Raw genomic sequence first — 23,810 nt, 5'->3', positions numbered from 1 at the left:
ATGTTTAAGAAAATTCTGGTGGAGGACACTCTAAACTATGATAAATAGTTTGGTATGTTTCTGATTTTGAAATAGATATTTTTTCTTTTGAAGTGTATTGATAAATGCTTCCAAAAGAAACAGTAATTCCAATAATTTTTAATTCTTTTACTTCTTCTGATTTTTCATTAGACTCAGTGTCTTCTTCTATATCGAGAATTAAAGAAGTTTCACAAATATCATAATCACTTAAGCTCATAATGGTTGGAGCCGTTATGGTAAATAACAGAATTAGTGTTAGCGCAAAAGTGAATATTTTTTTAAGCATTTAAAAAATAAAAGCACAAATATAATTAAGAGGAGTCTTGAAAATTGTTAAAGAAGGTTAAAAATTTATAATTCCTTTAAATTTTCAGATTCAATCCATCCTATTTTTCCATCAATAAGTTTAATTTTTTTCCAGTTATCAACTGTGTCAAGTATGTTTACTTTTGTGCCTTCATGCAGTGTGAAAACTTCATCTGAACCTGAAGTTGGTTCGTTGTTTACTGAGATTTCTTCTGCAAAAATGATAGCTTGAACAGTGTTTTTTGATTGATTGTACTGAGTGTAAGTAATGGTTATTGATACTATTAAAAGTAAGAATGATACTATACTTGTTGTAAAGTAAATACGCTTTTTTGTTGGTGTGTACGCAAAATAGAAAAGTAAAAATAAGATGGATGCTATAAACGATAAAACTACTGTAATTATAGCCCAAGTATTGTAAGTGAATTTCTGTAAATAGTTTTCATTAAACTTCTGTAAAACAGTTTTTGGCAAAGTTTCAATTCTATCTAAAGTCAATCTTTTTGCAATGATTAGGTTGTTTTGAGCATCTTCGTTTAAAGGATCAATTTTAAGTGCCCTTTCTAAATTGTATATTGTTGGTGCTACTTTGTTTAGTTTGTAATAACAATTACCTAAATTGTAATATAATTCAGAAGAAACTAAATTTTCACTTTCAATTTGTTCGTATAATTTTATAGCTTCATCGTACTTGCCTTCTTTATACAAAGAATTAGCATTGTTAAATAAGTCGTTGGAACTTTGTGCTAACGAAATTGTTGACACAAATAAGAGTACTATGATGATTAAATTTCTCATTATAACTGTCGGTCTAATTGCGTTATTACTTGTTTTGCTTTTTCGTACTCCTCTTTCATTTGTACATTGGTAATAGGAGTATATCGAGCGAAATCACAATCGTTTAATACTTCAATAAAGTTTGAAATTGAATTTGAATCAACATTTTTTTCTTGTAATAATTCTGTGATTTTTTCTCGACTGATATCAGACGTTTCAACTCCTAACTTAGCTTTTAAATAATTATGTAAAGCTCTTTCTAAAGCTTCATAAAAAGCTTCTTTGTTTCCTAATTGCTTTTGTGCTTCTGATAAATATTTTTTAGCAAGCTTGTCCGCTTTTCTTAATTTGTTACCAACAACATCACCATCACGTTCTTCTTTTTTCTTCTGGATAAATATACCTGCAGGAATAGCTAAAATTGGAAGTATTAACAACACGTAAAACAAGGCAGATTTAAAGAAATCGTTGGTTTGTTTTGGTTGAAATTCAGTTGATGTTTGAATATATCTAAAATCACTACCCGTAACTTTTACATCTTGTTTTGCAACTGTATTGGCATCAGAATTTGTTGGAATTTCTTTTCCTTCTAATACCTCTACATACAAATCATCAGTAGTTATTGTTTGGTATGCTTCCTCTTTTGGGTTAAAATATGAAAAACTAGCTTTTGGTATTTTATATTTTCCTTTAAACTCAGGAACAACTGTATAACTATCGGTAACAGATCCTTTTAATCCGTTAGATAAAATAGTTACATTTTCTTTTCTTTCAGGTTGGTATACTTCTAATTCTTTAGGAGTTTCAATCTTAGGAAGCTCGAACAATTTTAAATTTCCTTCACCATTTACAGCAACTTTAATTTGAGAAGATTCATTTGCTTTTAAGGTATTTTTACTCAAGGAAACATCAAATGAAAACTGACCAACTGCACCTGTAAAATCATCAGGTTTATTTTCAAGAGGTAACGCTTTCGCGTTGATTATTTTTTTAGCCGATGCAAACTCTTTACGAACTTGACGCTCAATTCTATTTCCGAAGAAATCAACTCTACCTGTTGGAACCGCTACGATAATATCCATTTTCATAGGGTCGATAGTAAGCTTACCAGAAGTAGTCGGAATTAGCAATGCTTTGTGTAAAACAGCATAACGATAGCGCTCGCCATTATAATTTCCGTATTTAACAGGAGTTCCGTTGCGTTTAATTTCCTGATTCCAAAATCCGCTATATTGAGGCGCTTCTGTAATTCCACTGTCATAAATCCCAATATCTTCACTAAAATACAAGCGATATTCTACATAAATACCTTCACCAACGTAAGGCTTCGATTTAGAAACTTCGGCAACTAAATGTATTTTTTGTTCAGCGATATAATTTGGATCATTCGGGTTTTTTGGAATATCAACTGCATCTAAAACTAGTACTTTAATAGGATTAGAAGAAAGTGTTTTTCCGCTTATTTCAATACTTGCAGATGGAATCGTAAATTCACCTTTACGCATAGGTTGAAGTATGTAACTATACGATTGATTGAAAGATGCTTTACCGTTTATATAAGATTGTTGGATGGATTGACTTGGGCCCGCAACCACTTTAAAGTTTGTAAACTTAGGTGGGGTAAAATTATCACCACCTTGTTTGTTAATTGAAAAATCAATGCGTAATCGTTGGTTTACCCCCAGTTTATTTTTACTAACTGTAGCTGTTAGTGCAGCATCTTGCGCATTGATAGCAATAGTTATAAAACTAATTAATAGCGATATGTATACTTTCAACTTCATATTCATTTTCAAAAAAGTCTAAAAATAAGTAAGATTTTAAAAACTGAGAACATTACCAGTCTTTTTCTTGTTTTACTTTTCGCCCCTTCGCTTTTTTCGCATTCATTTTCTTTTGCGTTTTGTTTTCTTCGTTGTTTAAACTTTCTAACAACTGTTTCATTTGATCAGGGGTTAATTTACCTTGTTGAGGTTGAGGCTGCTGATTTTGTTTGTCTTTTTGGTCTTGATTAGGCTTTTGTTGATTGTTTTGATCGTCATTTTTCTGATCTTGCTTATCATCTTTTTTATCCTTATCGTCGCCTTCTTGGTCTTTGTTTTTATCGTTTTGCTTGTCCTTTTGGTCTTTGTCTTGTTGCTCTTTTTTGTCCTGATCTTTCTGATCTTTATTTTTATCCTTATTATTTTTTTGATTTTGTTGCTCCTTTTTCACCTCTTTTTGAGCAACTGCCAAATTATAACGTGTTTCATCGTCATTAGGATTTCTACGCAATGCATTTTTATAAGCATCAACAGCTTGTTGATATTGCTTTTGCTCCATCATTGCATTACCAATATTGTGGTAGGCTTCAGCCTGCGCAATTTTATCTTTTGAAGTTTTGGTAGTTACTTCAAATTGTTCAACTGCCTCTTTGTATTTTTTGTCTTGATACAAGGTGTTACCGAAGTTATAGCTTGCCTTTTCATACTTACTATCTTTGCCTAAGGCTTTACGGTAAGCTATAGCTGCATCGCTATATTTTTGTTTGTTGTACAGTTTATTTCCTTCTCGTAACAACGCACGGGCTTCACGTTGTAACTTTAACGTGTCTTGTTGTGCATTTGCTGTAACCGATACAGCGAAAACAAGAATTAATAGTATGTTTTGTAAATTTTTCATTCTATCAAACTTCTTAATGAATTTTAAGATTCCTCATTAAATAAATCTACTTTCTTTAACCATTTGGTTTTTTTCTCGAATAAAAACATATCGAGAATTAAAAACAACAATCCGATACCAACAAACCATTGAAATTGGTCTTTATAATCTGAAAATTGTTTGGTTTCAAATTCACTTTTTTGCGCATTACCAATAATTTTTTCGATGGCATCAACTGGGTTTTCAGTTTTATTTCCGTCAAAATATTGTCCGTTAGCAGCATCAGCAACTCCTTGTAAAACATCGGGTTTTCGTTGGGTAATTACTGTTTCTCCCATTCTGTCTTTTTTGTAACCAATAAGCGCGCCATTTAATTTAATAGGAATCGGACCTCCTTTTTCAGTACCTATCCCTACGGTGTAAACTTTTACGCCTTCGTTAGCTATATTTTGAGCTACTTGTTTGGTTTCTTCTTGATGATCTTCACCATCGGAAATAATAATTAAAAAACGATTGGTTTGTTCGTCGTTATCGTAATAGGTGTTTGCTAAATTCAGAGCTTCGTTAATAGCAGTACCTTGACTTGAAACCATATCTGGACTTGCATTTTGCAAAAACATTTTTGCTGCTGCATGATCGGTAGTAATTGGTAGTAGCGGATAAGCGTTACCTGCATAAATAATAATACCTACACGATCGCTACCCAACTTGTCAATAGTTTTTGAAATAATTTGTTTAGCTTTTTCTAATCGGTTAGGAGCGATGTCTTCTGCCAACATACTTTTAGAAACATCCAAAGCAAATACTACATCTACACCTTCTCTTTTTACAGTTTTTAGTTTGGTTCCCATCTTAGGATTTACCAATGACAGTATTAAAAATGATAAGCCAATCAAGAAGAAAACAAGCTTTAATACCGATTTAAAGGTTGATGTATTGGGTGCTATTTTTGATAAAAGAACTGGATTAGCAAACTTTTTTTGCGTTCGTTTTTTCCACCATAAAACGAATAGGAAAACCACAACTATTACAGGAATAATTGCAAAAAGATAAAAATATATTGGTTCTTCTAGTTTGTACATCTTGCTTAAATAAAACTTTTAAATAGTGTGTTTTTTAAAGTGAACTCTAAGAGTAAAAAGATACCAGCTAAGAACACTAAAAAGCGATATTTTTCTGAGTAATTATAATATTTAAACTCTTCTATTTTGGTTTTTTCCAACTTGTCAATTTCGTCATAAATCTCTTTTAACTTTGTGTTATTGGTGGCTCTAAAATACTTTCCGCTAGTTTCTTTAGCGATATGTTTTAGTAAGTTTTCATCAATTTCAACAGTTTGGTTTTGAAAAGTAATTTGTCCAGTTCTTGGGTCTTTTCTCCAAGGGAAAGGAGCTGTCCCATTAGTTCCAATCCCGATAGTATATACTTTTATTCCGTTTCCTTTTGCAAGTTCAGTAGCAGTTTTAGGATCAACAAAACCAGCGTTGTTTACTCCATCTGTCAACAAAATAATTACTTTACTCTTTGCTTTACTTTCTTTTAATCTGTTTACTGCCGAACCTAAGCCCATTCCAATAGCAGTACCACCTTCTAACTGCCCCCATTTAATTTCAGAAATGGTTCTTTTAACTATAGATTTATCGCTAGTAATAGGGGTTTGTGTAAAACTTTCTCCTGCATATACCACGATACCAATACGGTCATTCGGACGACGATTTACAAAGTCGGTAGCCACTCTTTTTAAGGCTTCTAATCGGTTTGGTTTTAAATCTTTTGCTAGCATACTTGCTGAAACATCAATAGCCATTACGATATCGATACCACGATTCGTTTTTGTTTTTTTACTTACTTCTACATTTCTTGGGCGAGCTAAAGCAATTATTAAACAAGTTAAAGCTAACAAACGAAATAAGTATAAAAGTGGTTTTAATTTAGGTAAAATAGAACCTTGTATTTTAAAACCTTTAGTGCTTGGCATTCTAAGTTGAGCACCATCTTTTTTTCGAGTATAAAAACTCCAAAAAGCTAATAGAGGAATTAATACTAGCAACCACAAAAACTCTGGACTATGAAACTCAAAATTATTCCACATTTTCTATATCTATTTTAATTGAGTTAGTGATTCTTTCTAATATTTGTTGTCCATAATTATCGTCTGCTTTGTGAGAAATAATCAAAAGATACATTTTGTTTTGATGTGTAAACACACAAGCTTCAAATTTTTTAGAAATCCCATTTTCTGTATAACTACCTATAATTTTAGAACCATCGACATTGTTGTAGTTGTAAGCTTCAACATTGTACTTTAAGTCACTTGAGTTGGGTAGTTGTTGCATTTGCGCAATAGCACCATTTATTGCTCCCGTTAAATCTGCTGTTATTTCAGGAACATACTCATTAAACATTACAATAACTTGTAGATTATTAATAATGCTCTTATAACCTAATACTTCAATTGATTTTATATATGGCTTAACCTCTTCAGGAAGCTCTGGTGTTTCTTCTGTTTTAAGAACTACAGGTGATTTTATTGAAAAAACAGGGTTTCCTAAAGAATATGTTTTCCAATCGTTGTTTAAAATACTTTCTGTAGTAGAAGTATCTGTGTATTTTGAAACTTGATTTGCTATTTTCTTGCCAAATGTAATCCCGAAATAACCAAACACACCAAAAGCAATTATAAAAGCAATAAGAAATCCTATTTTTTTTGCATTGTTCTTTTTTGAAACTTCTTCAATCTTTACATTCGTATGAATATCATCTACAATTTCTCCTTGCTCTAAAGCTTTAGCTTTTTTGTATTCTTTTATCTTAGGCTGAACTTCAGAGATAATTTTTTCAGCAACTTTACGATCAAAACTTATTTCTTCAGAGAGTGGTTTCGATTTTGCAAATTTTACTAAATCAGCATTTTTTAATAACCTATCTAAGGTTGAAATAGTTTCAGAGTTAATATCAAGATCTTTTGTTTCATTCTGAATTGTAACTAATTCTATAATTTGACTTGAAGTTATCTCTTGTGTTGGTATTTCTATATCTCTACCTAGGTAGTTTCTTAAAATTTCTGTTAACTCACTATAGTATTGTTTTACCTGATTGTTTTGCCACAGTAATTTTTTATCTAACTCCGCTAATTTTTCCATAGCTTCTTCATAAGGAGCTAGCAATGGAACGGTTACGACTTCTTTTAGTTCTTTCTTCTTTTTGAAAACAAAGAAATAAAGTAATAAAGCAATGAGTAGAATGGCAAATACTGCCCACCAGATATAATGTTTAAAGTCATTAAATTGATAGGGTTCTCCTTTAATTCCTTTGATTGGAAATTTTTTAACCTTGGTAGTATCGATAGGAACAGTTGCTACATTTACTAATAAACTATCGGTTAAATATGCCTGATTTCTAATAAATATTTGTTGTCTCGGAATATAAAAAGCGCCACTATCAAAACCCGTTAAAATATATTTTTGAACAAGTTTATTTTCAATAGTGTCAATTTTTAAGGTATCGATAACCTCTAAACCTTTTAAGTTTTCAAGCTTAGGAATAATGACATTTTCGGTAACATTAACCGAAATTTTATATTGAAATTGTTCTCCAATTCTAATGTTTGTGGTGTCAATTTCTGCTTTTACCTGAGGTTGTTGTGCAAAGGTAAAAGAAGCTAAAAACAAGCATATATAAAGTAGTTTGTATTTCATTCTTATCCTTTTCTTTTAAAATACCCTAATAATTTGCGAACGTAACTTTCATCAACTCTTGTGCTAATAGTTCCTGCGCCACTTTTGGTAAAAGTGTTTTCAAAATAATCAGCCAAACGTAAAGCATTGGCTTTGTATTGCGTTCTAACAGTTTTTGAGCTTGTGTTTACTAAATGTGTTTTACCAGTTTCGGCATCTAACATTTGAACCATTCCTAAATTCGGAATTTCTTCATCGTGTTTGTCATACACACGAATACCAGTTACATCGTGTTTGTTACCAACAATTTTTAGGGTGCGTTCGTAATCATCGTCCATAAAATCAGAAAGCATAAAAACAATGGCTTTCTTTTTCATGATGTTTGATAAAAACTTTAACGCTTCGCTAATATTAGTTTGTTTGCTTTTTGGTTGAAATTCGATAAGCTCACGGATGATTCGTAACACGTGACTTTTTCCTTTTTTAGGAGGAATGTATAATTCAACTTGATCAGAAAATAAAATCAATCCAACTTTATCGTTATTTTGAATTGCAGAAAACGCCAACGTTGCAGCAATTTCTGTAACCGTATCTTTTTTAAATTGTTCGGTAGTACCAAAAAACTCAGAACCAGAAATATCAACCGCCAACATCATGGTAAGTTCTCGTTCTTCTTCAAAAACTTTTACATAAGGTTCGTTGTAGCGTGCGGTAACATTCCAGTCAATAGCTCTAATATCGTCTCCGTATTGATATTGACGCACTTCAGAAAAAGTCATACCACGACCTTTAAAAGTAGAGTGATATTCTCCACCAAAAATATGATTAGACAACCTACGTGTCTTAATTTCTATTTTCCGAACTTTTTTTAGTAACTCTTTTGTATCCATTTTTTCAATTCTCAGTTAACAGTTATCAATAATCAGGTTTTGTTTGATTATTGCGTATTGATAATTGATTACGGTACCTGTACTTCGTTGATAATAGAGTTGATAATGTCTATTGAAGTGATATTTTCAGCTTCTGCTTCATACGTAATTCCGATTCTGTGACGTAATACATCGTTTACCACAGCTCTAACATCTTCAGGAATAACATAACCTCTTCGCTTGATAAAAGCATAACATTTAGCTGCTTTTGCTAAAGCAATACTACCACGAGGAGAAGACCCGAAACTAATTAAAGGTTGTAACTTTTCTAAATTGTATTTTTCAGGATAACGAGTTGCGAAAATAATATCTAAGATATACTTTTCGATTTTCTCATCCATATACACTTCGTTAACTACGTTGCGAGCTTTAATGATTTGTTCTATAGAAATAACCGGATTAATTTTTTGAAAACTTCCGTTTAAGTTTTGACGCATGATAAGCTGCTCGTCTTGTAATTTTGGATAGTCAATTACAGTTTTCAACATAAAACGGTCAACTTGCGCCTCTGGTAAAGGGTAGGTTCCTTCTTGTTCAACAGGGTTTTGAGTTGCCATTACCAAAAAGGGTTCGTCTAATTTAAAGGTTTCATCACCAATGGTAATTTGACGTTCTTGCATAGCTTCTAATAAAGCAGATTGCACTTTTGCTGGTGCACGGTTAATCTCATCTGCTAAAACAAAGTTGGCAAAAATTGGTCCTTTTTTTATAGAAAAATCATTTTCTTTTACATTGTATATCATAGTACCAACCACATCGGCAGGTAATAAATCTGGAGTAAATTGAATACGACTAAAACTTCCATCTACGGCTTTAGAAAGTGTGTTAATTGCTAGTGTTTTTGCTAAACCAGGAACACCTTCTAGTAATATATGTCCGTTTCCTAAAAGTCCGATAAGTAATCGTTCAATCATGTGCTTTTGACCCACAATTACTTTATTCATTTCTGTAGTTAATAAATCTACAAAGGCACTCTCTCTTTCTATTTTTTCATTGATGGCTCTTACATCTATATCCATAGTAATTGAAATAAATTAGATTTTTATGAAACAAAGCTACAATAATAGTGTTTTTTTAATTGTTAAAGCTTGGTTAAACATTGTGTTTGTAAGTGAAAAAGTCGGTGTTTTTGAAGTGAAATTTATATTGTAAAAGTGTACTTTACTGAAAATAAGTTGGTTGTAATTTGTTTTTATGGATAAAATGAATGAAATTTAGCTCATACTAACACAAAACTTATATTTTATGAAGAGAATAACTTTTAGTAAACTATTACTGTTAAATGTATTTGTTTTTCTTTTTTCCGGATTTATTTATGGGCAAGCAATTAAAGGTAAAGTAACTGATGAAAGTGGATTACCTATGCCTTTTGTTAATGTTTTAGAAAAAGATACTGCTAATGGAGTAAGTACAGATGAGCAGGGTGAATTTGTTCTTAATGTAAAAAAGATGCCAGCTACGTTGGTGTTTTCTTCAGTAGGTTTTTCTACATTAGAAAAAACATTGTATAACGTTTCGTATGTAACGGTTGTTTTAAAAGAAGACAATGTTTTAGATGAAGTTGTATTAACAGGAAACCGTTCTAAACCAAGAACAATATTAGATTCTGCGGTACCTATTGATAATGTAAGTGTTCAAGAACTACAAGCAACTGGTCAAACAAATATTGATCAAATGTTAACATACACAGTCCCTTCGTACAACTCAAGTAATCAAACTATTTCTGATGCAACTGCGCACTTCGATCCAGCAGATTTACGTGGATTAGGACCAAGTAGAACATTGGTTTTAGTTAATGGGAAACGTAAAAACCAAAGTGCTTTGGTTTATGTAAATGATACACCTGGTAAAGGAGAGGTAGGTACTGATATGAAAAGTATTCCAACTGCTGCGATAGAAAGGGTAGAAGTTTTACGTGACGGTGCTTCAGCACAATATGGTTCAGATGCAATTGCAGGTGTAGTAAATATCATTCTTAAAAAAAATATAGATCACACCGAGGTTAATATCAATGGAGGAGTTACTAAAGAAGGAGATGGGGTTAATTATGGTGCAGATGTTAATCACACATTCACTTTTGGAGAAGGAGGTTTTATTAATGCAACTTTAAGTGGTTATCATCAAGATTACACGAACAGACCTGGTTCACCAGGTGGTGATGGTTTGTTTGGTTTTTTATATGATGTAGGTGCGATTCCTATAGGAGCAGGAGATGGGTTTTTATCTTCGAATGGAAATGTAGCTTCTGGAGCAGATATTTTGGCTGGAAATACTGATTGGCAGAGGGAAAACCCTACATTAGGAATGATAATAGGACAACCACAAATGACAAAAGGAGATCTTTTTGTTAATGGAGAGTTGCCTTTAAGTGAAACAACAAAATTATATGCTTTTGGAGGTGCTAATTTAAGAAAAGGAAAGAGTTTTGCGCTGTATAGAGTTCCGTGGTGGCCAGGGATTCCTGGACAAAATTCTCCACAAGATAATCCTTTATATGATGGAAACGGAGATTATCAGGGTTTTCAACCAACCTTTGAAACTGATATTAGAGATTTCTTGTTAACTGTTGGAAGTAGGTTTAAATTAGGTGACTTTGATGCTGATTTAAGTGCTAATTATGGAGGTAATTTTGTAGATTATACTGTAAAGAACTCAATTAACCCAAGTTTAGGAGGAAATAGCCCTACAACTTTTGATACTGGTGGATATGGATTTAGTAATATTGTTGGTAATTTTGATGTGAGTCGTTCTTTTGGAAAAGTAAGTATAGGTTTAGGGATAGAGGCTAGAAGAGAACAATTTGATGTTATTGCAGGAGAAGAAGCTTCGTATGTAGGTGGAGGTGTTTCTTCGTTTCCTGGATTACAACCTTCTAATGCACTAAGTGAATCTAGAACAAATGTTGGAGCTTATGGATCAATAGATTTTGATATTTCAGATGATTTTTTAATAAGTGGTGCTGGTAGATATGAGAATTACTCTGATTTTGGAGATAATTTTTCATGGAAAATTAGTTCAAGATATAAAATAGGAGAAGCAGGAGTTTTGAGAGCTTCATATAGTACAGGGTTTAGAGCACCATCATTGCATCAATTATATTTGAGTAATATTCAAACATTATTATCAGGAGGAACAATTTCAGAACAAGGAACTATTAGTAACGTTGATGAAAGATTAAGAAGCTTAGGTGTTCCTGAGTTATTTGCTGAAACTTCTAAGAATATATCAGCAGGTTTAACCGTAAAAGCCAATAAGGATTTTACGATATCATTAGATTACTATAATGTACGTGTTGACGATAGAGTGTTATTTACTGGAGAAATAGGTTTTGATGATGTAGGACAAGAAATTGGTGATGCATTACCAGGAGGAGGGGAAGTAAATATAGATAATATTATTACTACTAACCCAGTAGAGGAGATTTTAAAGCCTCTTAAACTTACGAGTATTAAGTTTTTTATCAATGCTATTGACACAAAAACAGAAGGTATAGATTACACAATGCGATACAAAAATATTGAGTTTGCTGGGGGTAAGCTAGCGTTGAATGTTGCTTTAAACCTAAATAGAACTAAGATAGAAGGAAAAGCAAATACTCCTGGTTTGTTGTCAACACCATATTACAGTAATGCCTTTTTTAACAGAAAAGAACAATCAAGAGTTATAAGTGCAAGACCAAATACAAAATTTTTATTTGGAGGTGCCTACGAAATAGGGAAGTTTACTGCTGGTTTAAATAATACTTATTTTGGAGAAGTAACATGGCAACATGCCTCTGACCCATCGAAAGACCAAACTTTTACTGGTAAAACACTTACAGATATATCTTTAGGATATAGGTTTTCTGATATGATATCATTTAATGCAGTTGTAAATAATGTGTTTGATGTATATCCTGATGAAATCGATGCTAAAGGAGATATTGAAACAAGTTTAGGAGGTCGTTTTAAGTACCCTTGGGAAGTAAACCAATTTGGGTTTAACGGAATGACTTTTAAAGCAGGATTAACCTTTAAGTTTTAAACTTAATTATTTGATAATGAAAAAGCACCTTTTAAAAGGTGCTTTTTTTATGTTTTAATATTCTTTCAAAATCAATTTGTCTTTTTCAAAAACACTATAGGTAAAAAACTTTACCCAATCTCCTGTGTTAATATAAGTGCTGTTTTCTTTTAAATTGATTTCCAAAGGAAGATGTCTATGACCAAAAACAAAATAATCGTAATGCTTTGTTTCTAACTTACGTTTGCAATATTGAACCAACCATTCGTTTTCTTCTCCTAAAAAGGTTGCATCTTCATCACCAGAAATCAATTTGTTTTTTACCGACATGTATTGCCCTAGTTTAACACCTAAATCAGGGTGTAACCAGCGAAACATCCATTGAAAAGGTTTGAATGTAAATACTTTTTTCATTCGTTTGTACCCTTTATCATGTGGGCCCAAACCATCACCATGACCTATCAAACATACCTTTCCGTTAATGGAAAACTCTTGAGGAGTGTGATATACAGGAATATTTAATTCTTTTTCAAAATAATCGCTCATCCATAAATCATGATTGCCTACAAAAAAATAAATAGGAATTCCGCTATCTTTAATTTCCGCTAATTTTCCTAAAACTCTAACAAATCCTTTAGGTACAACCGTTTTGTATTCAAACCAAAAATCAAATAAATCACCTAATAAAAAAATAGCCTCAGCGTCTTTTTTTACTTCATCTAACCATTGTACAAACTTTTGTTCACGAGGAAAACTAGCTTTAGGTGTAGGAGCACCCAAATGTTGGTCGGAAGCAAAATATACTTTTTTATTGGTTTGTGTTGTAATTGAAATCAAATCTGAAAATTTTATCAAAAATAGCTATTTTATTTATCTAACTTTGTGAAAAACGATTTATATGAAGATTGTATCGGTAAATTTAGGAGAAAGAAAAGAAATAGACTGGAAAGGGAAAAAAGTAACTACGGGGATTTTTAAATATTCGGTTGATATACCTATTTTTCTAGATGAAGAAGAGGTGAGAGGCGATGCAATTTGCAATAGAGAACATCACGGAGGTATAGATCAAGCGGTGTATGCATATTCTGTAAAACATTACGACTATTTTAAAGAGTTGTACCCTGATTTAAATTGGGAAATGGGTATGTTTGGAGAGAATTTAACGCTTTCTGACCTTGAGGAAACAGCAATTCATGTAGGAGATACTTTTAAAGTAGGCGACGTTATTTTAGAAGTAACCAAATCTCGTCAACCTTGTATGAAGTTGGGAGTTCGATTTAACGATATGAGCATTGTAAAACAGTTTTGGAATACTACCATGTGCGGTGTGTATTTTAAAGTTTTACAAACGGGTTTTGTTAAAAAAGATGATGTGTTTGAGCTGCTAAAATCAGATAAAACCAAACCAACTATTGCTGAAATTTACACGCAAAAAAGAGCACAAAAAGCATGATAAATCCGTTTGATGATACTTATTTTATGAAGAGAGCTTTACAAGAAGCTCAAATAGCTTTTGATAAAGGAGAAGTTCCTGTAGGTGCTGTAATTACTCATAAGAATCAAATTATTGCTAGAGCACATAACTTGACTGAATTGTTAAATGATGTTACGGCACATGCAGAAATGCAAGCGTTTACTGCTGCTGCAGATTTTTTAGGTGGAAAATATTTAAAAGATTGTACGTTATACGTTACGTTAGAACCCTGTCAGATGTGTGCAGGAGCAAGTTATTGGGCACAAATAGGAAAGATTGTATACGGAGCAAGCGAACCAAAGTTGGGTTATAGCGTACTACAAACTAAATTACACCCGAAAACTAAAGTGGTTTCTGGAGTTTTGGAAGAAGAGTGTAGTTTTTTATTGAAGAAATTTTTTATTGAGAAACGTAATTTGAATTAATTGTTGTCACCATTACCATGATGTGAAGCTGAAATGAGTTAAGCTTGAAGAATTAGAATAAAGTTTGTTGCTTAGCACCACTTTCATGTTCTAACAACCACTTTTTACGCCAAACACCACCTGCATATCCAGTTAAGGAGCCGTCAGAACCAATAACTCTATGACATGGAATTACAATCCAGATTGGATTTTTACCATTGGCAGAAGCGACTGCTCTAATTGCTTTTACATCACCCAATTGCTTAGTTTGTTCTAAATAGGTTCTTGTGCTTCCGAAAGGAATGTTTACTAATTCATTCCAAACCGATTGTTGAAATGCTGTTCCTTTAGGGTTTAACTTTAAATTGAATTCTTTTCTATTTCCGTTAAAATATTCATCTAGTTGAGTAACACATTTTTGTAAACAAGTAGGGATTTCTTCAGTAGAGTTTATTATTGTGGAAGTGTTTTCGTCCAACACAGAAATAGATTGAATTCCGTTTTCATCACCTTCAATTTTAGCGATTCCAATTGGAGTTTTATAATATGTGGTTTGCAAATTAAACACCAAAAACGTCTTTAGAATTCTGCGTAGTAATTTCTGAAATTTCTTGGAAAGTTAATCCGTAAATATCTACTAACTTGTCCACAACTTGAGTAATATAGCTGCTTTCGTTTCGCTTACCACGATACGGGGTGGGAGCAAGGTATGGTGAATCTGTTTCTAAAACGATATGTTTGATGTCTATTTGGTTTAGAAATTGATCGATTTTTCCGTTTTTGAACGTTGCTACTCCACCAATTCCTAGTTTCATATTGTAAGAAATTGCTTTTTGAGCTTGCTCAAACGTTCCTGTAAAACAATGAAAAATTCCGAATAAATCATCACTTTTTTCTGATTCTAAAACTTCAAAAATTTCATCAAAAGCATCGCGACAATGAATAACTATTGGTAGTTTTTTCTCTTTTGCCCATTGAATTTGTGTGCGAAAAGCTTCTTGTTGTTGCGGTAAAAAACTTTTGTCCCAATACAAATCGATACCGATTTCACCTATTGCAAAAAAATCACGTTTGTCTAACCACTTTTTTACATGTGCTAATTCTTCTTGATAATTTTCTTTTACAGAAGTAGGGTGTAACCCCATCATTAAAAAAACATCATTCGGATAGTTTTTTTCTAGATCGAACATACGTTCTGTGTAAGAACTATCAATCGCAGGAATAAAAAAACGAGAAACACCGGCATCTTTTGCGCGTTGTATCATTTCGTTTCTGTCTTCATCAAATTGTTCTGAATATAAGTGCGTGTGTGTATCAGTAATCATTATTAATCGTTTGTCATTGCGAGGAACGAAGTAATCTCAATGTAAAGATTACGTCACTTCGTTAGTAATGACGTATTTTTGTATTTGTGAACAAAAGTACAAGAAATGACAAGTTTGAAAAAAGTATTACGAAAAAAGAAATACATTAAAATAAAGCTAAAAAAAATGGTGACGAATCATTTAGAGTTAGCTGCTGAAATTAATGGAGTAAAAGGTACTTTTATTTTAGATACAGGAGCGTCTAATTCGTGTGTTGGGTTGGATTTAATTGAGCGTTTTAAACTTATTTCTGAAGAAAGTGACGTAAAAGCAGCAGGAGCGGGTGCAACGGATATGGAAACTCAAAAATCTGAAAATAATACTTTAAAGATTGGAAAATGGAAGAACGATGCTTGTGATTTGGTTTTGTTTGATTTAATGCACGTAAACACAGCATTGAAACAACACGATGCTCAAGAAGTAGACGGAATTATTGGAGCTGACGTTTTAGAGGCTGGAAAAGCTTTCATAGACTATAATAAAAAAGTATTGTACCTAAAAAAGCCTAAAAAGAAAAAGGTAAAAAAATTAAAAGTTCCATTTTAGAAGGAAAAAGGTATAAAAAAACTGTCATTGCGAGGAAGAAATGACGAAGTAATATTTTTTATGAGATTCCTTCACTTCGTTCGGAATGACAGTTTTTATTTATAATTTTAAAGTTATTCTAACTTAAAACAGTTTTTATTCTTTTAATTGCTTCACGCAATTGCAATTCAGAAGCGGCATATGACAAACGAATACAGTTTGGTGCACCAAAAGCTTCCCCAGTAACCGTAGCTACATTTGCTTTCTCTAATAATAACATAGAAAAATCGTTTGCATTATTGATAGTTTTTCCTTGAATAGTTTTTCCAAAGAAATCAGAAATATCTGGGAAAATGTAAAAAGCACCTTCAGGTACGTTTAATTTGAACCCGTCAATTTCACCTAATAATTGTAATACTAAATCTCTACGGTTTTTAAATTCATCAACCATGTATTGTACTTTTTCAGGAGATGCTTTTACCGCAGTAATTGCAGCGCGTTGTGCTATACAATTAGTTCCTGAAGTAATTTGCCCTTGCATTTTTGTACATGCTTTTGCTATCCATTCAGGAGCGCCGATATAACCAATTCTCCATCCAGTCATCGCAAATGCTTTTGCTAATCCGTTAACAGTGATGGTACGATCGTACATGCTTTCAATAGCAGCAAAACTAAATGGTTTTGTTCCGTAGTTAATGTGTTCGTAAATCTCGTCTGATAAGATATATGTATTTGGATGCTTTTCTAATACTTTAGCTAATGCTCTGTATTCTTCTTCACTGTAAATAGAACCACTAGGGTTGGTTGGTGAGTTGAAGAAAATCATCTTTGTTTTAGGGGTGATTGCTGCTTCTAATTGTGCTGGAGTGATTTTAAAATCAGTATCAATAGAAGAAGGAATCTCTTTATATGTTGCTTCGCATAAAGTAGCTATTGCAGAATAGCTTACCCAGTATGGTGCTGGTAATAATACTTCATCACCAGGATTTAATAATACTTGCGCTACATTAGCGATAGATTGTTTAGCTCCTGTTGAAACCACAATTTGATTTGGGCTGTATGTTAAATTGTTATCACGTTGAAATTTTTCACAAATAGCTTCTTTTAACTCTACATAACCATCAACTGGAGTATAAGCATTGTAGTTTTGATTGATGGCTTCAATAGCTGCATCTTTAATAAAATCAGGAGTGTTAAAATCAGGTTCTCCTAAACTTAAGCTAATAATGTCTTTACCTTCTGTTTTTAATTCTCTTGCTTTAGCAGCCATTGCTAAAGTTTCCGATACAGGTAAACTTTTAATTCTGTTTGATAATGCGTTTGACATTGTTGTAATATGTTGTGTGTGTTGTTTACGCTAGTTGAGGTTTTTTTCCTAATTCAGCTAAATGCTTAAAATGCTCGATAACTGCTTTACGAGTTGTTTTGTATTCGTTGTAAGGAAGGTTAAATTCCTTTGCAGTTTCTTTTACAATCTTAGCTAATTTATCATAATGAATATGAGAAATATGTGGAAAAATATGATGTTCTACTTGATGGTTTAATCCACCAGTATAAAAGTTAATGAACCAATTTTTAGGAGCAAAATTTGCAGTAGTGTATAATTGGTGAATAGCCCAAGTGTTTTTCATATTACCGTCTTCATCTGGCAAAGGCATTTCGGTTTTAGGAACAATATGTGCTAATTGAAAAACAACACTTAAAATAATTCCTGCGGTGTAGTGCATTACGAAAAATCCGATTAATACCTTCCACCAAGCAATGTTCATAACTGCTATTGGTAACACAATCCAAAGAACGTAATAGATAACTTTTGAGATTACTAATTTTGTCCATTCTTTTGCTGGATTTGGAAATTCACCATACGATAACTTACGTTTTAAGTAACTGTGCATTTGCTTAAAGTCTGTAGTAATTGCCCAGTTAATAGTTAACAATCCGTATAAAAAAATTGAGTAATACTTTTGGAACTTATGAATCCATAACCATTGTGCATGTTTAGAAAAACGGATAATTCTACCAGCATCCATATCTTCATCATGATCTTGAATGTTTGTGTAGGTGTGGTGTAAAACGTTATGTTGTACTTTCCAGTTGTAAACGTTTCCTGCTAAAATATAAATACTGCTTCCAAAAAGTTTATTCACCCATTTTTTACTAGAAAATGATTCGTGGTTGGCATCGTGCATCACATTCATACCAACACCAGCCATTCCTACACCCATTAAAACGGTAAGTGCTAATTTTATCCATTGCGACATGTCAACAGTTAAAATTAAAATGAACGGAACTATAAAAGTTGCTAACATGATGATAGCTTTTGAGTATAATTTCCAGTTACCAGTACGTTTGATATTGTTTTCTTTGAAGTAATTGTTAACTCTTTTGTTTAGAGTTCTAAAAAACTTCGTTTTGTCTATTCTTGAGAAGTTTACTGTCTTCATTTGTTGTTTGTTTGTGTCGCAAAAATAAACGTTTTTGCTTCACGGTTATTGCTTTTAAGATACTTTTTAACGAATTGAATATCTTTTGTTGAAAAGTAAATGATACTAATTTGTTTTTTACTTTTGCATCGAAATTAATAGCATCATGGAAATCATTAAAAAATACTTTCCGAATCTTACGGAACAACAAGTTGAACACTTTTCTAAATTACAAGAGTTATATAAAGATTGGAATTTAAAAATTAACGTAGTTTCTCGTAAAGATATTGATGAGTTGTACTTGCGTCACGTATTACATTCGTTGGGAATTGCAAAGATTATGGAGTTTCAACCGAAGGCGAAAGTAATGGATGTTGGCACAGGTGGTGGTTTTCCAGGAATTCCTTTGGCTATATTATTTCCTGAAACGCAATTTCATTTAGTAGATTCTATCGGAAAAAAGATAAAAGTAGTAAATGAAGTAGTAGAAGGGTTGGGGTTAGAAAACGTAAAAACTACTCATGGACGTGTTGAGGAAGTTAAAGACACGTACGATTTTATTGTAAGTAGAGCAGTTGCTCAAATGGAAACTTTTCACCGTTGGATTAAAGATAAGGTGCAAAAGAAACAAAATCACGAGTTAAAAAACGGAATTTTGTATTTAAAAGGAGGTGACCTTACTGAAGAACTTGCGAACTTCCCTAAAGCCACCATTTATGATTTACCAGACTTTTTTGAAGAAGATTTTTTCGAAACCAAAAAAGTCGTACATGTACCTATTAAGTTTAAAGGCTAGTTTAACAGCATCCTGAATTTGGTGCGCAACAACTTTCTGTTTGTTTTTGTAAATCAGATAAGCGAACTCTTGGTTTTTCTGTTGGAATTCCGCAGTTGTCTTTAGCTAAACAATCGGTTTGTTTTGTAGTTAATAAGAAATTAGTACCGTCAAAATCCAGTCCGTATTTGCCAATTGTACTTCCTTGGTATTCTACTTCAATTTCTAAATTAGAAGGAATGTTTAATACTTTTTCAGATAACTCAATAATGTGGATTAATTTCTCAGGATGTAACCTATGGTCATAGTCATTTGCATTCCATAACTGAAAGTTTACCACTTCTTCATTTCTAATTGTTCCACCACAATCGATAAAACTCTTGGTGATTTTACCTACTTCAGTTACATGAAAATGATTGGGCACTAAACTACCATCAGGTAATTGAAACGCTATTGTTTTTAATGTGCTTAAATGCTGTTTTATTTCTGATAATTTCATGATGTTATTTTTATTGTAATATTACGATTAATAGTTTTAAATTTTTTTAGCAACAACTCTGGTTGTTCATGTCAAGGTTTAAAAAAGAAGAAAGCAACGTTTTAATTTCTTTCCATTTTATTGGATTTATACAATAACAAACACTAGTTCCTTCAATTGTTCCTTTAATAATTTCGAGCTTTTTTAATTCTTTTAAATGTTGTGAAATTGTTGGTTGAGCCAAACCAATTTCGTCAACTAAATCACCACAAACGCAAGAATTCAATTTGAATAGATGCTGTAAAATAGCAATACGAGCTGGGTGACCTAACACTTTTGCAATATTGGCTAACTCGTTTTGTTCTTTTGTAAATATTTCGGATTTAGTTATTCCCATTATTTAATTTATATATTGCAATATTACGATTAATAATTGAAAGATAATCTGTTTTTAAATATTTTTTAGAATTTTAATACCAACGCCTTTTCTTTTTTTTAGAGTTGGTAGATTTTCTACTTTTAGAATTGTTACTTGTTGTATTGGGTTGCTTCTTAGGTTTTGGTTTTGCTAAAGGAAAAGGATGATCCTCAATTATCGTAAGAGGTCTTTGTAGTATTTGTTGAATAGCTTTTATATATGAAGTTTCATCAGCGCTACATAATGAAAAAGCAATTCCTGATTTTCCTGCTCTACCTGTTCTACCAATTCTGTGTACATAGGTTTCAGGAATGTTAGGTAAATCAAAATTTATAACAGCATCTACTTTACTAATATCAATACCACGAGCAGCAACATCGGTAGCAATTAAAATACTTGCTTTGTTGGTTTTTAAATCTTCAATAGCTTTATTGCGTAGGTTTTGTGATTTATCTCCGTGTAAACTTGCAACGCTGCATCCGTTTTTAATCAGAGTTTGCTCTAGTTTATCAACACCTAATTTGGTACGTCTAAAAATAATGATTTTACCATTGATTTCTTTTCGTAATAAGTGCAAACACAAGTCGGTTTTATTTCTTTTAGGAACATAATACAATAACTGACCAATGTTTTTGGATGTGCTTCCAGAAGGATTGATGGTTATTTTTTCTGGTTGAAGCAACATCGATTTTGCCAATTGGCTAATGGTTTCAGGCATTGTTGCAGAAAAAAGTAAGGTTTGTTTTTTACGAGGACATGACTCTTCAATTTTCTGAACATCTTCAATAAACCCCATGTCTAGCATTAAATCAGCTTCATCAATAACCAATGTTTTTAGCTGACGCAAATCAATACTTCCTTGTTTGTGTAAATCGATAAAACGACCAGGTGTAGCTATTAAAATATCAACGCCTTTTGCTAGAATGTCTTTTTGAGGTTGTAATGAAATTCCGCCAAAAACAGCAGTACTTCTCAAATTTGTGTATTTAGCATAGGTGCTAAAACTTTCTTGAATTTGAATAGCCAACTCCCGAGTAGGGCTAACTACCAATGCTTTTATTTTTTTACCACTTTTTTCTGAATCTTGTACTTTTAATAAACTCTGAATAATTGGCAATGCAAAAGCAGCAGTTTTACCTGTACCGGTTTGTGAAGTTACCACTACATCTTTTTTTTCTAATACAACAGGAATTACTTCTTGTTGAACAGGAGTAGGAGTGTGGTATTTGTTTTCGGTAAGTGCTTTAAGGATGTTAGCCTCTAATGATAAATCAGAAAATTGCATCGAATTGATTTTTTTGCAAAGGTAGCTGAAAAGGAAGAGTTTATTTGATGTTATTCCATATATCTAAATAGATTTTCCAATTATTATCTATCTTTTTCCAAACAATTACATATTTCCCTTTCCATGATAGTGAGCTTCCATCTGATTTTTGTGTAGTTCCTTCATAAACACCATAATCGTATGCTTCATTACCATTGATTTTTATTTCATGCGGAGTAACTTTATGATGAGTTATTTTTGCTCCATTTCTCGGTGTCCAATAGGTAATGATTGCTTTTCTGCCCTCAATGATTTTCGTATTGTTTGGAAAGATTTTAGCATCTTCAGTATAAGAATTTCCAATACTTTTAGCATCGCCATTCATAACGTGATTAGAAAATTCAGCAACATTGTTGAGTATGGTTTTAATGTCTTTAGCATCTCCAATATAATTCTGTGAAAAACTTAAAGTAGAAGTTAGCAAAGTGATGATGAGAAGTAACTTTTTCATTGTTAAGTTGTTTTGTGTAGTGTAAATTTAATAAAAATTGAATTTTGACACTTTTTTTACATTCGATTTGCATTTTTTAGGCGTGTTCAAAATAATTTTGAGGAAAACTTTAAAAACAAATAATTATGAATGTATTAAAAAAAGGAATGTTACTAGGAGTAGGTTTGTTAACTGTTGTTTTGGTTAGCGGATATGCTAAAAGTTCATCAAAAAAAATAACAACCGAAGAAAAGAAGGTTGAAGCTACTACAAATAAAACAATAAACATGTTTGTAACACACGGACATTGTAGTACGCCTTTTGGCGGTGTTGTAACTAAATTAAATGTAGATGTTCCTGTTCGCTTAGATGCTGGTAACCCTCTTGAAAACATGAATATTTCATTTGAAGTAGATCCGAATTCATTTAGAGCTTGTAGAGGCGATGAGGCAGATTTAACAGCTAGAATTAAAACACCAGGTGTTTTTATTAATGAAGCTAATGAAAGCATCACTTTTAAAACAACAAATGTGTATGTTATGGGAGTAGATTGGTATCAAGTAAATGGAAAAATGTCGATTAAAGGTGTAGAACGTGAAGTGAAGTTCTTTGCAACTGGAATTAGAAATGTAGACGAAAGCATGTCTAAGTCGTTAGTGTTACAAGGACAAGTAAACTTACTTGATTGGGGGATTGATTATGATAAGTTGGTGAACGGGCAATCATCAGATGTACCAACAAAATGGTTGTATTTAAATATGAAAATTGAGTTGAGTTAATAATATTTAATTTAAATAGCCAAAATAGTAGATCAACACTATTTTGGCTATTTGTATAGTAAAATACAATTGTTAGTTACTTTTCACATTACTGAATATTTTTTCAAAGGCATTATACACTGCTAAATGTAAAGTATCTCCATGATTTTGCTTTTCAAAAAAATCAAAAAACAATTTTGTGTTTTCTTGTTTCTTAATTGATAGTTTTTCATGTAGTTTTCGAGCAATTTTTTCCATTATTTCCCCTTCTTTTCCAACAGCGATATAAATTGATTTGTTAGAAGTGTAAACTGACGGTTTGTAGTTGAGTAATGATTCGTCATCCCACCATAAGCTAGGGCTTACTATAATATAGTTGTCAAATAAACTGGGTTTTTTAAACAAAATTTCAGTAGCTAAAAGTCCACCAAGTGATTGTCCTATTAAAGTTTTAATTGAGCTTGTTTGATAGTTTTTATCAATAAAAGGTTGTAGTTCTTTTTCAATAAAATGGATAAATTTTTCTGATTCTCCAGTAGTTGGAAAATCTTCTTTGTCTTTTTTATTGCTTGTAGGAAAAGTAAAATCTTTTTTTCTGTCAATATTTGAAATTCCAACTACAATTGATTCTGGTATCATGTTAATCCAAGAAAAAGAACCAAACTGTACAAGACCGACAATATGAATAAAGTCTTCATCAATAGAGCCGTCTAATAAATAGATAACAGGATATTTTTTTAAAGAATCTTTAGAGTATCCATGCGGTAAGTAAATGTTTAATTGTCTATCCTCATTAAGAATTTTTGATCGAAACTGTATTTTATCTCCAATAGATAGTTGAGTTGTAGTATTTTGGTTATTGTTTTGTGAAAAAGTGTAGCTACAAAAAATAAAAAATATAATGGTTAAAAATAAGTTTTTCATTGTTAATGTGTTTTGATATAGGTAGTTATGGATTTAGTTTTTTAAATGATTAGTTTTAAAAATAAATCATCTATACAGGGTAGAAAACATTTTAAAAGATAATAATAATTGAAAAACGAAATTAGATGATTTCAAATTCAAAACAAATAAAAAAGTCAATC

25 protein-coding genes are annotated in these 23,810 nt (G+C 32.0%); 6 read left to right on the top strand and 19 right to left on the bottom strand.

Annotation, left to right across the window (positions count from 1 at the left end; translation table 11 throughout):
• Positions 1–4 precede the first annotated feature (4 nt).
• The 9 genes from ACKTST_RS11430 to ACKTST_RS11390 form a co-directional block, all read right to left on the bottom strand.
• Positions 5–238: a hypothetical protein gene (locus ACKTST_RS11430; protein ID WP_408047878.1), complete on the bottom strand. Its 234-nt coding sequence runs from the start codon at positions 236–238 to the stop codon at positions 5–7.
• 134 nt (positions 239–372) lie between these two features.
• Positions 373–1,125 (bottom strand): SH3 domain-containing protein, encoded by a 753-nt coding sequence (locus tag ACKTST_RS11425; protein WP_408047877.1) that lies wholly within the window; start codon positions 1,123–1,125, stop codon positions 373–375.
• The gene (locus ACKTST_RS11420; protein ID WP_408047876.1) at positions 1,125–2,888 is read right to left on the bottom strand and encodes a BatD family protein; all 1,764 of its coding nucleotides are present in this window, start codon (positions 2,886–2,888) and stop codon (positions 1,125–1,127) included. The genes ACKTST_RS11425 and ACKTST_RS11420 overlap by 1 nt, the downstream gene beginning before the upstream one ends.
• A gap of 52 nt (positions 2,889–2,940) precedes the next feature.
• Positions 2,941–3,765 (bottom strand): tetratricopeptide repeat protein, encoded by an 825-nt coding sequence (locus ACKTST_RS11415; protein WP_408047875.1) that lies wholly within the window; start codon positions 3,763–3,765, stop codon positions 2,941–2,943.
• Positions 3,766–3,788: 23 nt separating this feature from the next.
• The gene (locus tag ACKTST_RS11410) at positions 3,789–4,826 is read right to left on the bottom strand and encodes a VWA domain-containing protein (protein WP_408047874.1); all 1,038 of its coding nucleotides are present in this window, start codon (positions 4,824–4,826) and stop codon (positions 3,789–3,791) included.
• A 5-nt stretch (positions 4,827–4,831) separates the two neighbouring features.
• The gene (locus tag ACKTST_RS11405) at positions 4,832–5,836 is read right to left on the bottom strand and encodes a vWA domain-containing protein (protein WP_408047873.1); all 1,005 of its coding nucleotides are present in this window, start codon (positions 5,834–5,836) and stop codon (positions 4,832–4,834) included.
• A complete protein-coding gene (locus ACKTST_RS11400; RefSeq protein ID WP_408047872.1) occupies positions 5,826–7,442 on the bottom strand; it encodes a hypothetical protein in 1,617 nt (538 codons plus the stop codon). Before ACKTST_RS11400 ends, ACKTST_RS11405 begins: the two co-directional genes overlap by 11 nt.
• Positions 7,443–7,444: 2 nt before the next feature.
• Positions 7,445–8,311 carry a DUF58 domain-containing protein gene (locus ACKTST_RS11395; protein ID WP_408047871.1) on the bottom strand — a complete coding sequence of 289 codons (867 nt, stop codon included), beginning with the start codon at positions 8,309–8,311 and terminating at the stop codon, positions 7,445–7,447.
• Positions 8,312–8,379: 68 nt separating this feature from the next.
• A complete protein-coding gene (locus tag ACKTST_RS11390; RefSeq protein ID WP_408047870.1) occupies positions 8,380–9,369 on the bottom strand; it encodes an AAA family ATPase in 990 nt (329 codons plus the stop codon).
• Positions 9,370–9,595: 226 nt separating this feature from the next.
• Here ACKTST_RS11390 and ACKTST_RS11385 point away from each other — a divergent pair, with 226 nt between their 5' ends.
• Positions 9,596–12,373, top strand: coding sequence for a TonB-dependent receptor (locus tag ACKTST_RS11385; protein WP_408047869.1), 2,778 nt, complete (start codon positions 9,596–9,598; stop codon positions 12,371–12,373).
• A gap of 54 nt (positions 12,374–12,427) precedes the next feature.
• Here ACKTST_RS11385 and ACKTST_RS11380 read toward each other — a convergent pair whose 3' ends face one another.
• Positions 12,428–13,189 carry a UDP-2,3-diacylglucosamine diphosphatase gene (locus ACKTST_RS11380; protein ID WP_408048090.1) on the bottom strand — a complete coding sequence of 254 codons (762 nt, stop codon included), beginning with the start codon at positions 13,187–13,189 and terminating at the stop codon, positions 12,428–12,430.
• Between the two features lie 61 nt (positions 13,190–13,250).
• On the opposite strand from ACKTST_RS11380, the gene ACKTST_RS11375 reads away from it, so the two are divergent.
• Positions 13,251–13,805, top strand: a complete 555-nt coding sequence (locus ACKTST_RS11375) for an MOSC domain-containing protein (RefSeq protein ID WP_408047868.1) — start codon at positions 13,251–13,253, stop codon at positions 13,803–13,805.
• Positions 13,802–14,251: a nucleoside deaminase gene (locus ACKTST_RS11370; RefSeq protein ID WP_408047867.1), complete on the top strand. Its 450-nt coding sequence runs from the start codon at positions 13,802–13,804 to the stop codon at positions 14,249–14,251. Before ACKTST_RS11375 ends, ACKTST_RS11370 begins: the two co-directional genes overlap by 4 nt.
• A gap of 52 nt (positions 14,252–14,303) precedes the next feature.
• Here the strand turns inward: ACKTST_RS11370 and ACKTST_RS11365 are convergent, their stop codons facing one another.
• Positions 14,304–14,789 (bottom strand): methylated-DNA--[protein]-cysteine S-methyltransferase, encoded by a 486-nt coding sequence (locus ACKTST_RS11365; protein WP_408047866.1) that lies wholly within the window; start codon positions 14,787–14,789, stop codon positions 14,304–14,306.
• A gap of 1 nt (position 14,790) precedes the next feature.
• Positions 14,791–15,555 (bottom strand): TatD family hydrolase, encoded by a 765-nt coding sequence (locus ACKTST_RS11360; RefSeq protein WP_408047865.1) that lies wholly within the window; start codon positions 15,553–15,555, stop codon positions 14,791–14,793.
• 105 nt (positions 15,556–15,660) lie between these two features.
• Between ACKTST_RS11360 and ACKTST_RS11355 the strand changes: the two genes are divergently transcribed.
• Entirely contained in the window at positions 15,661–16,140 is a 480-nt protein-coding gene (locus tag ACKTST_RS11355; RefSeq protein WP_408047864.1) for a retropepsin-like aspartic protease, read from the top strand.
• Positions 16,141–16,258: 118 nt separating this feature from the next.
• Here the strand turns inward: ACKTST_RS11355 and ACKTST_RS11350 are convergent, their stop codons facing one another.
• Positions 16,259–17,446, bottom strand: a complete 1,188-nt coding sequence (locus ACKTST_RS11350; protein WP_408047863.1) for a pyridoxal phosphate-dependent aminotransferase — start codon at positions 17,444–17,446, stop codon at positions 16,259–16,261.
• Positions 17,447–17,471: 25 nt separating this feature from the next.
• Positions 17,472–18,563 carry a fatty acid desaturase family protein gene (locus ACKTST_RS11345; protein WP_408047862.1) on the bottom strand — a complete coding sequence of 364 codons (1,092 nt, stop codon included), beginning with the start codon at positions 18,561–18,563 and terminating at the stop codon, positions 17,472–17,474.
• 145 nt (positions 18,564–18,708) lie between these two features.
• Between ACKTST_RS11345 and rsmG the strand changes: the two genes are divergently transcribed.
• Entirely contained in the window at positions 18,709–19,338 is a 630-nt protein-coding gene (gene rsmG, locus ACKTST_RS11340) for a 16S rRNA (guanine(527)-N(7))-methyltransferase RsmG (RefSeq protein WP_408047861.1), read from the top strand.
• Between the two features lies 1 nt (position 19,339).
• Here rsmG and ACKTST_RS11335 read toward each other — a convergent pair whose 3' ends face one another.
• The 4 genes from ACKTST_RS11335 to ACKTST_RS11320 all read right to left on the bottom strand — a co-directional run bounded on the left by ACKTST_RS11335 (position 19,340) and on the right by ACKTST_RS11320 (position 21,988).
• Complete coding sequence (locus ACKTST_RS11335) at positions 19,340–19,816, bottom strand: DUF6428 family protein (RefSeq protein WP_408047860.1); 477 nt, start codon at positions 19,814–19,816, stop codon at positions 19,340–19,342.
• Between the two features lie 46 nt (positions 19,817–19,862).
• Positions 19,863–20,192, bottom strand: coding sequence for an ArsR/SmtB family transcription factor (locus ACKTST_RS11330; protein ID WP_408047859.1), 330 nt, complete (start codon positions 20,190–20,192; stop codon positions 19,863–19,865).
• Positions 20,193–20,265: 73 nt separating this feature from the next.
• Positions 20,266–21,498: a DEAD/DEAH box helicase gene (locus ACKTST_RS11325; protein ID WP_408047858.1), complete on the bottom strand. Its 1,233-nt coding sequence runs from the start codon at positions 21,496–21,498 to the stop codon at positions 20,266–20,268.
• A 40-nt stretch (positions 21,499–21,538) separates the two neighbouring features.
• Positions 21,539–21,988, bottom strand: a complete 450-nt coding sequence (locus tag ACKTST_RS11320; protein WP_408047857.1) for a YybH family protein — start codon at positions 21,986–21,988, stop codon at positions 21,539–21,541.
• A 125-nt stretch (positions 21,989–22,113) separates the two neighbouring features.
• On the opposite strand from ACKTST_RS11320, the gene ACKTST_RS11315 reads away from it, so the two are divergent.
• The gene (locus ACKTST_RS11315) at positions 22,114–22,746 is read left to right on the top strand and encodes a YceI family protein (RefSeq protein ID WP_408047856.1); all 633 of its coding nucleotides are present in this window, start codon (positions 22,114–22,116) and stop codon (positions 22,744–22,746) included.
• Between the two features lie 72 nt (positions 22,747–22,818).
• Here the strand turns inward: ACKTST_RS11315 and ACKTST_RS11310 are convergent, their stop codons facing one another.
• Positions 22,819–23,649 (bottom strand): alpha/beta hydrolase, encoded by an 831-nt coding sequence (locus ACKTST_RS11310; protein WP_408047855.1) that lies wholly within the window; start codon positions 23,647–23,649, stop codon positions 22,819–22,821.
• Positions 23,650–23,810 lie beyond the last annotated feature (161 nt).

Origin of the sequence: Tenacibaculum crassostreae (assembly GCF_964512405.1) — a bacterium.
In the GTDB taxonomy this organism is placed as follows: Bacteria; Bacteroidota; Bacteroidia; order Flavobacteriales; family Flavobacteriaceae; genus Polaribacter; species Polaribacter crassostreae.
This window is presented reverse-complemented; position numbering and strand designations above follow the sequence as displayed.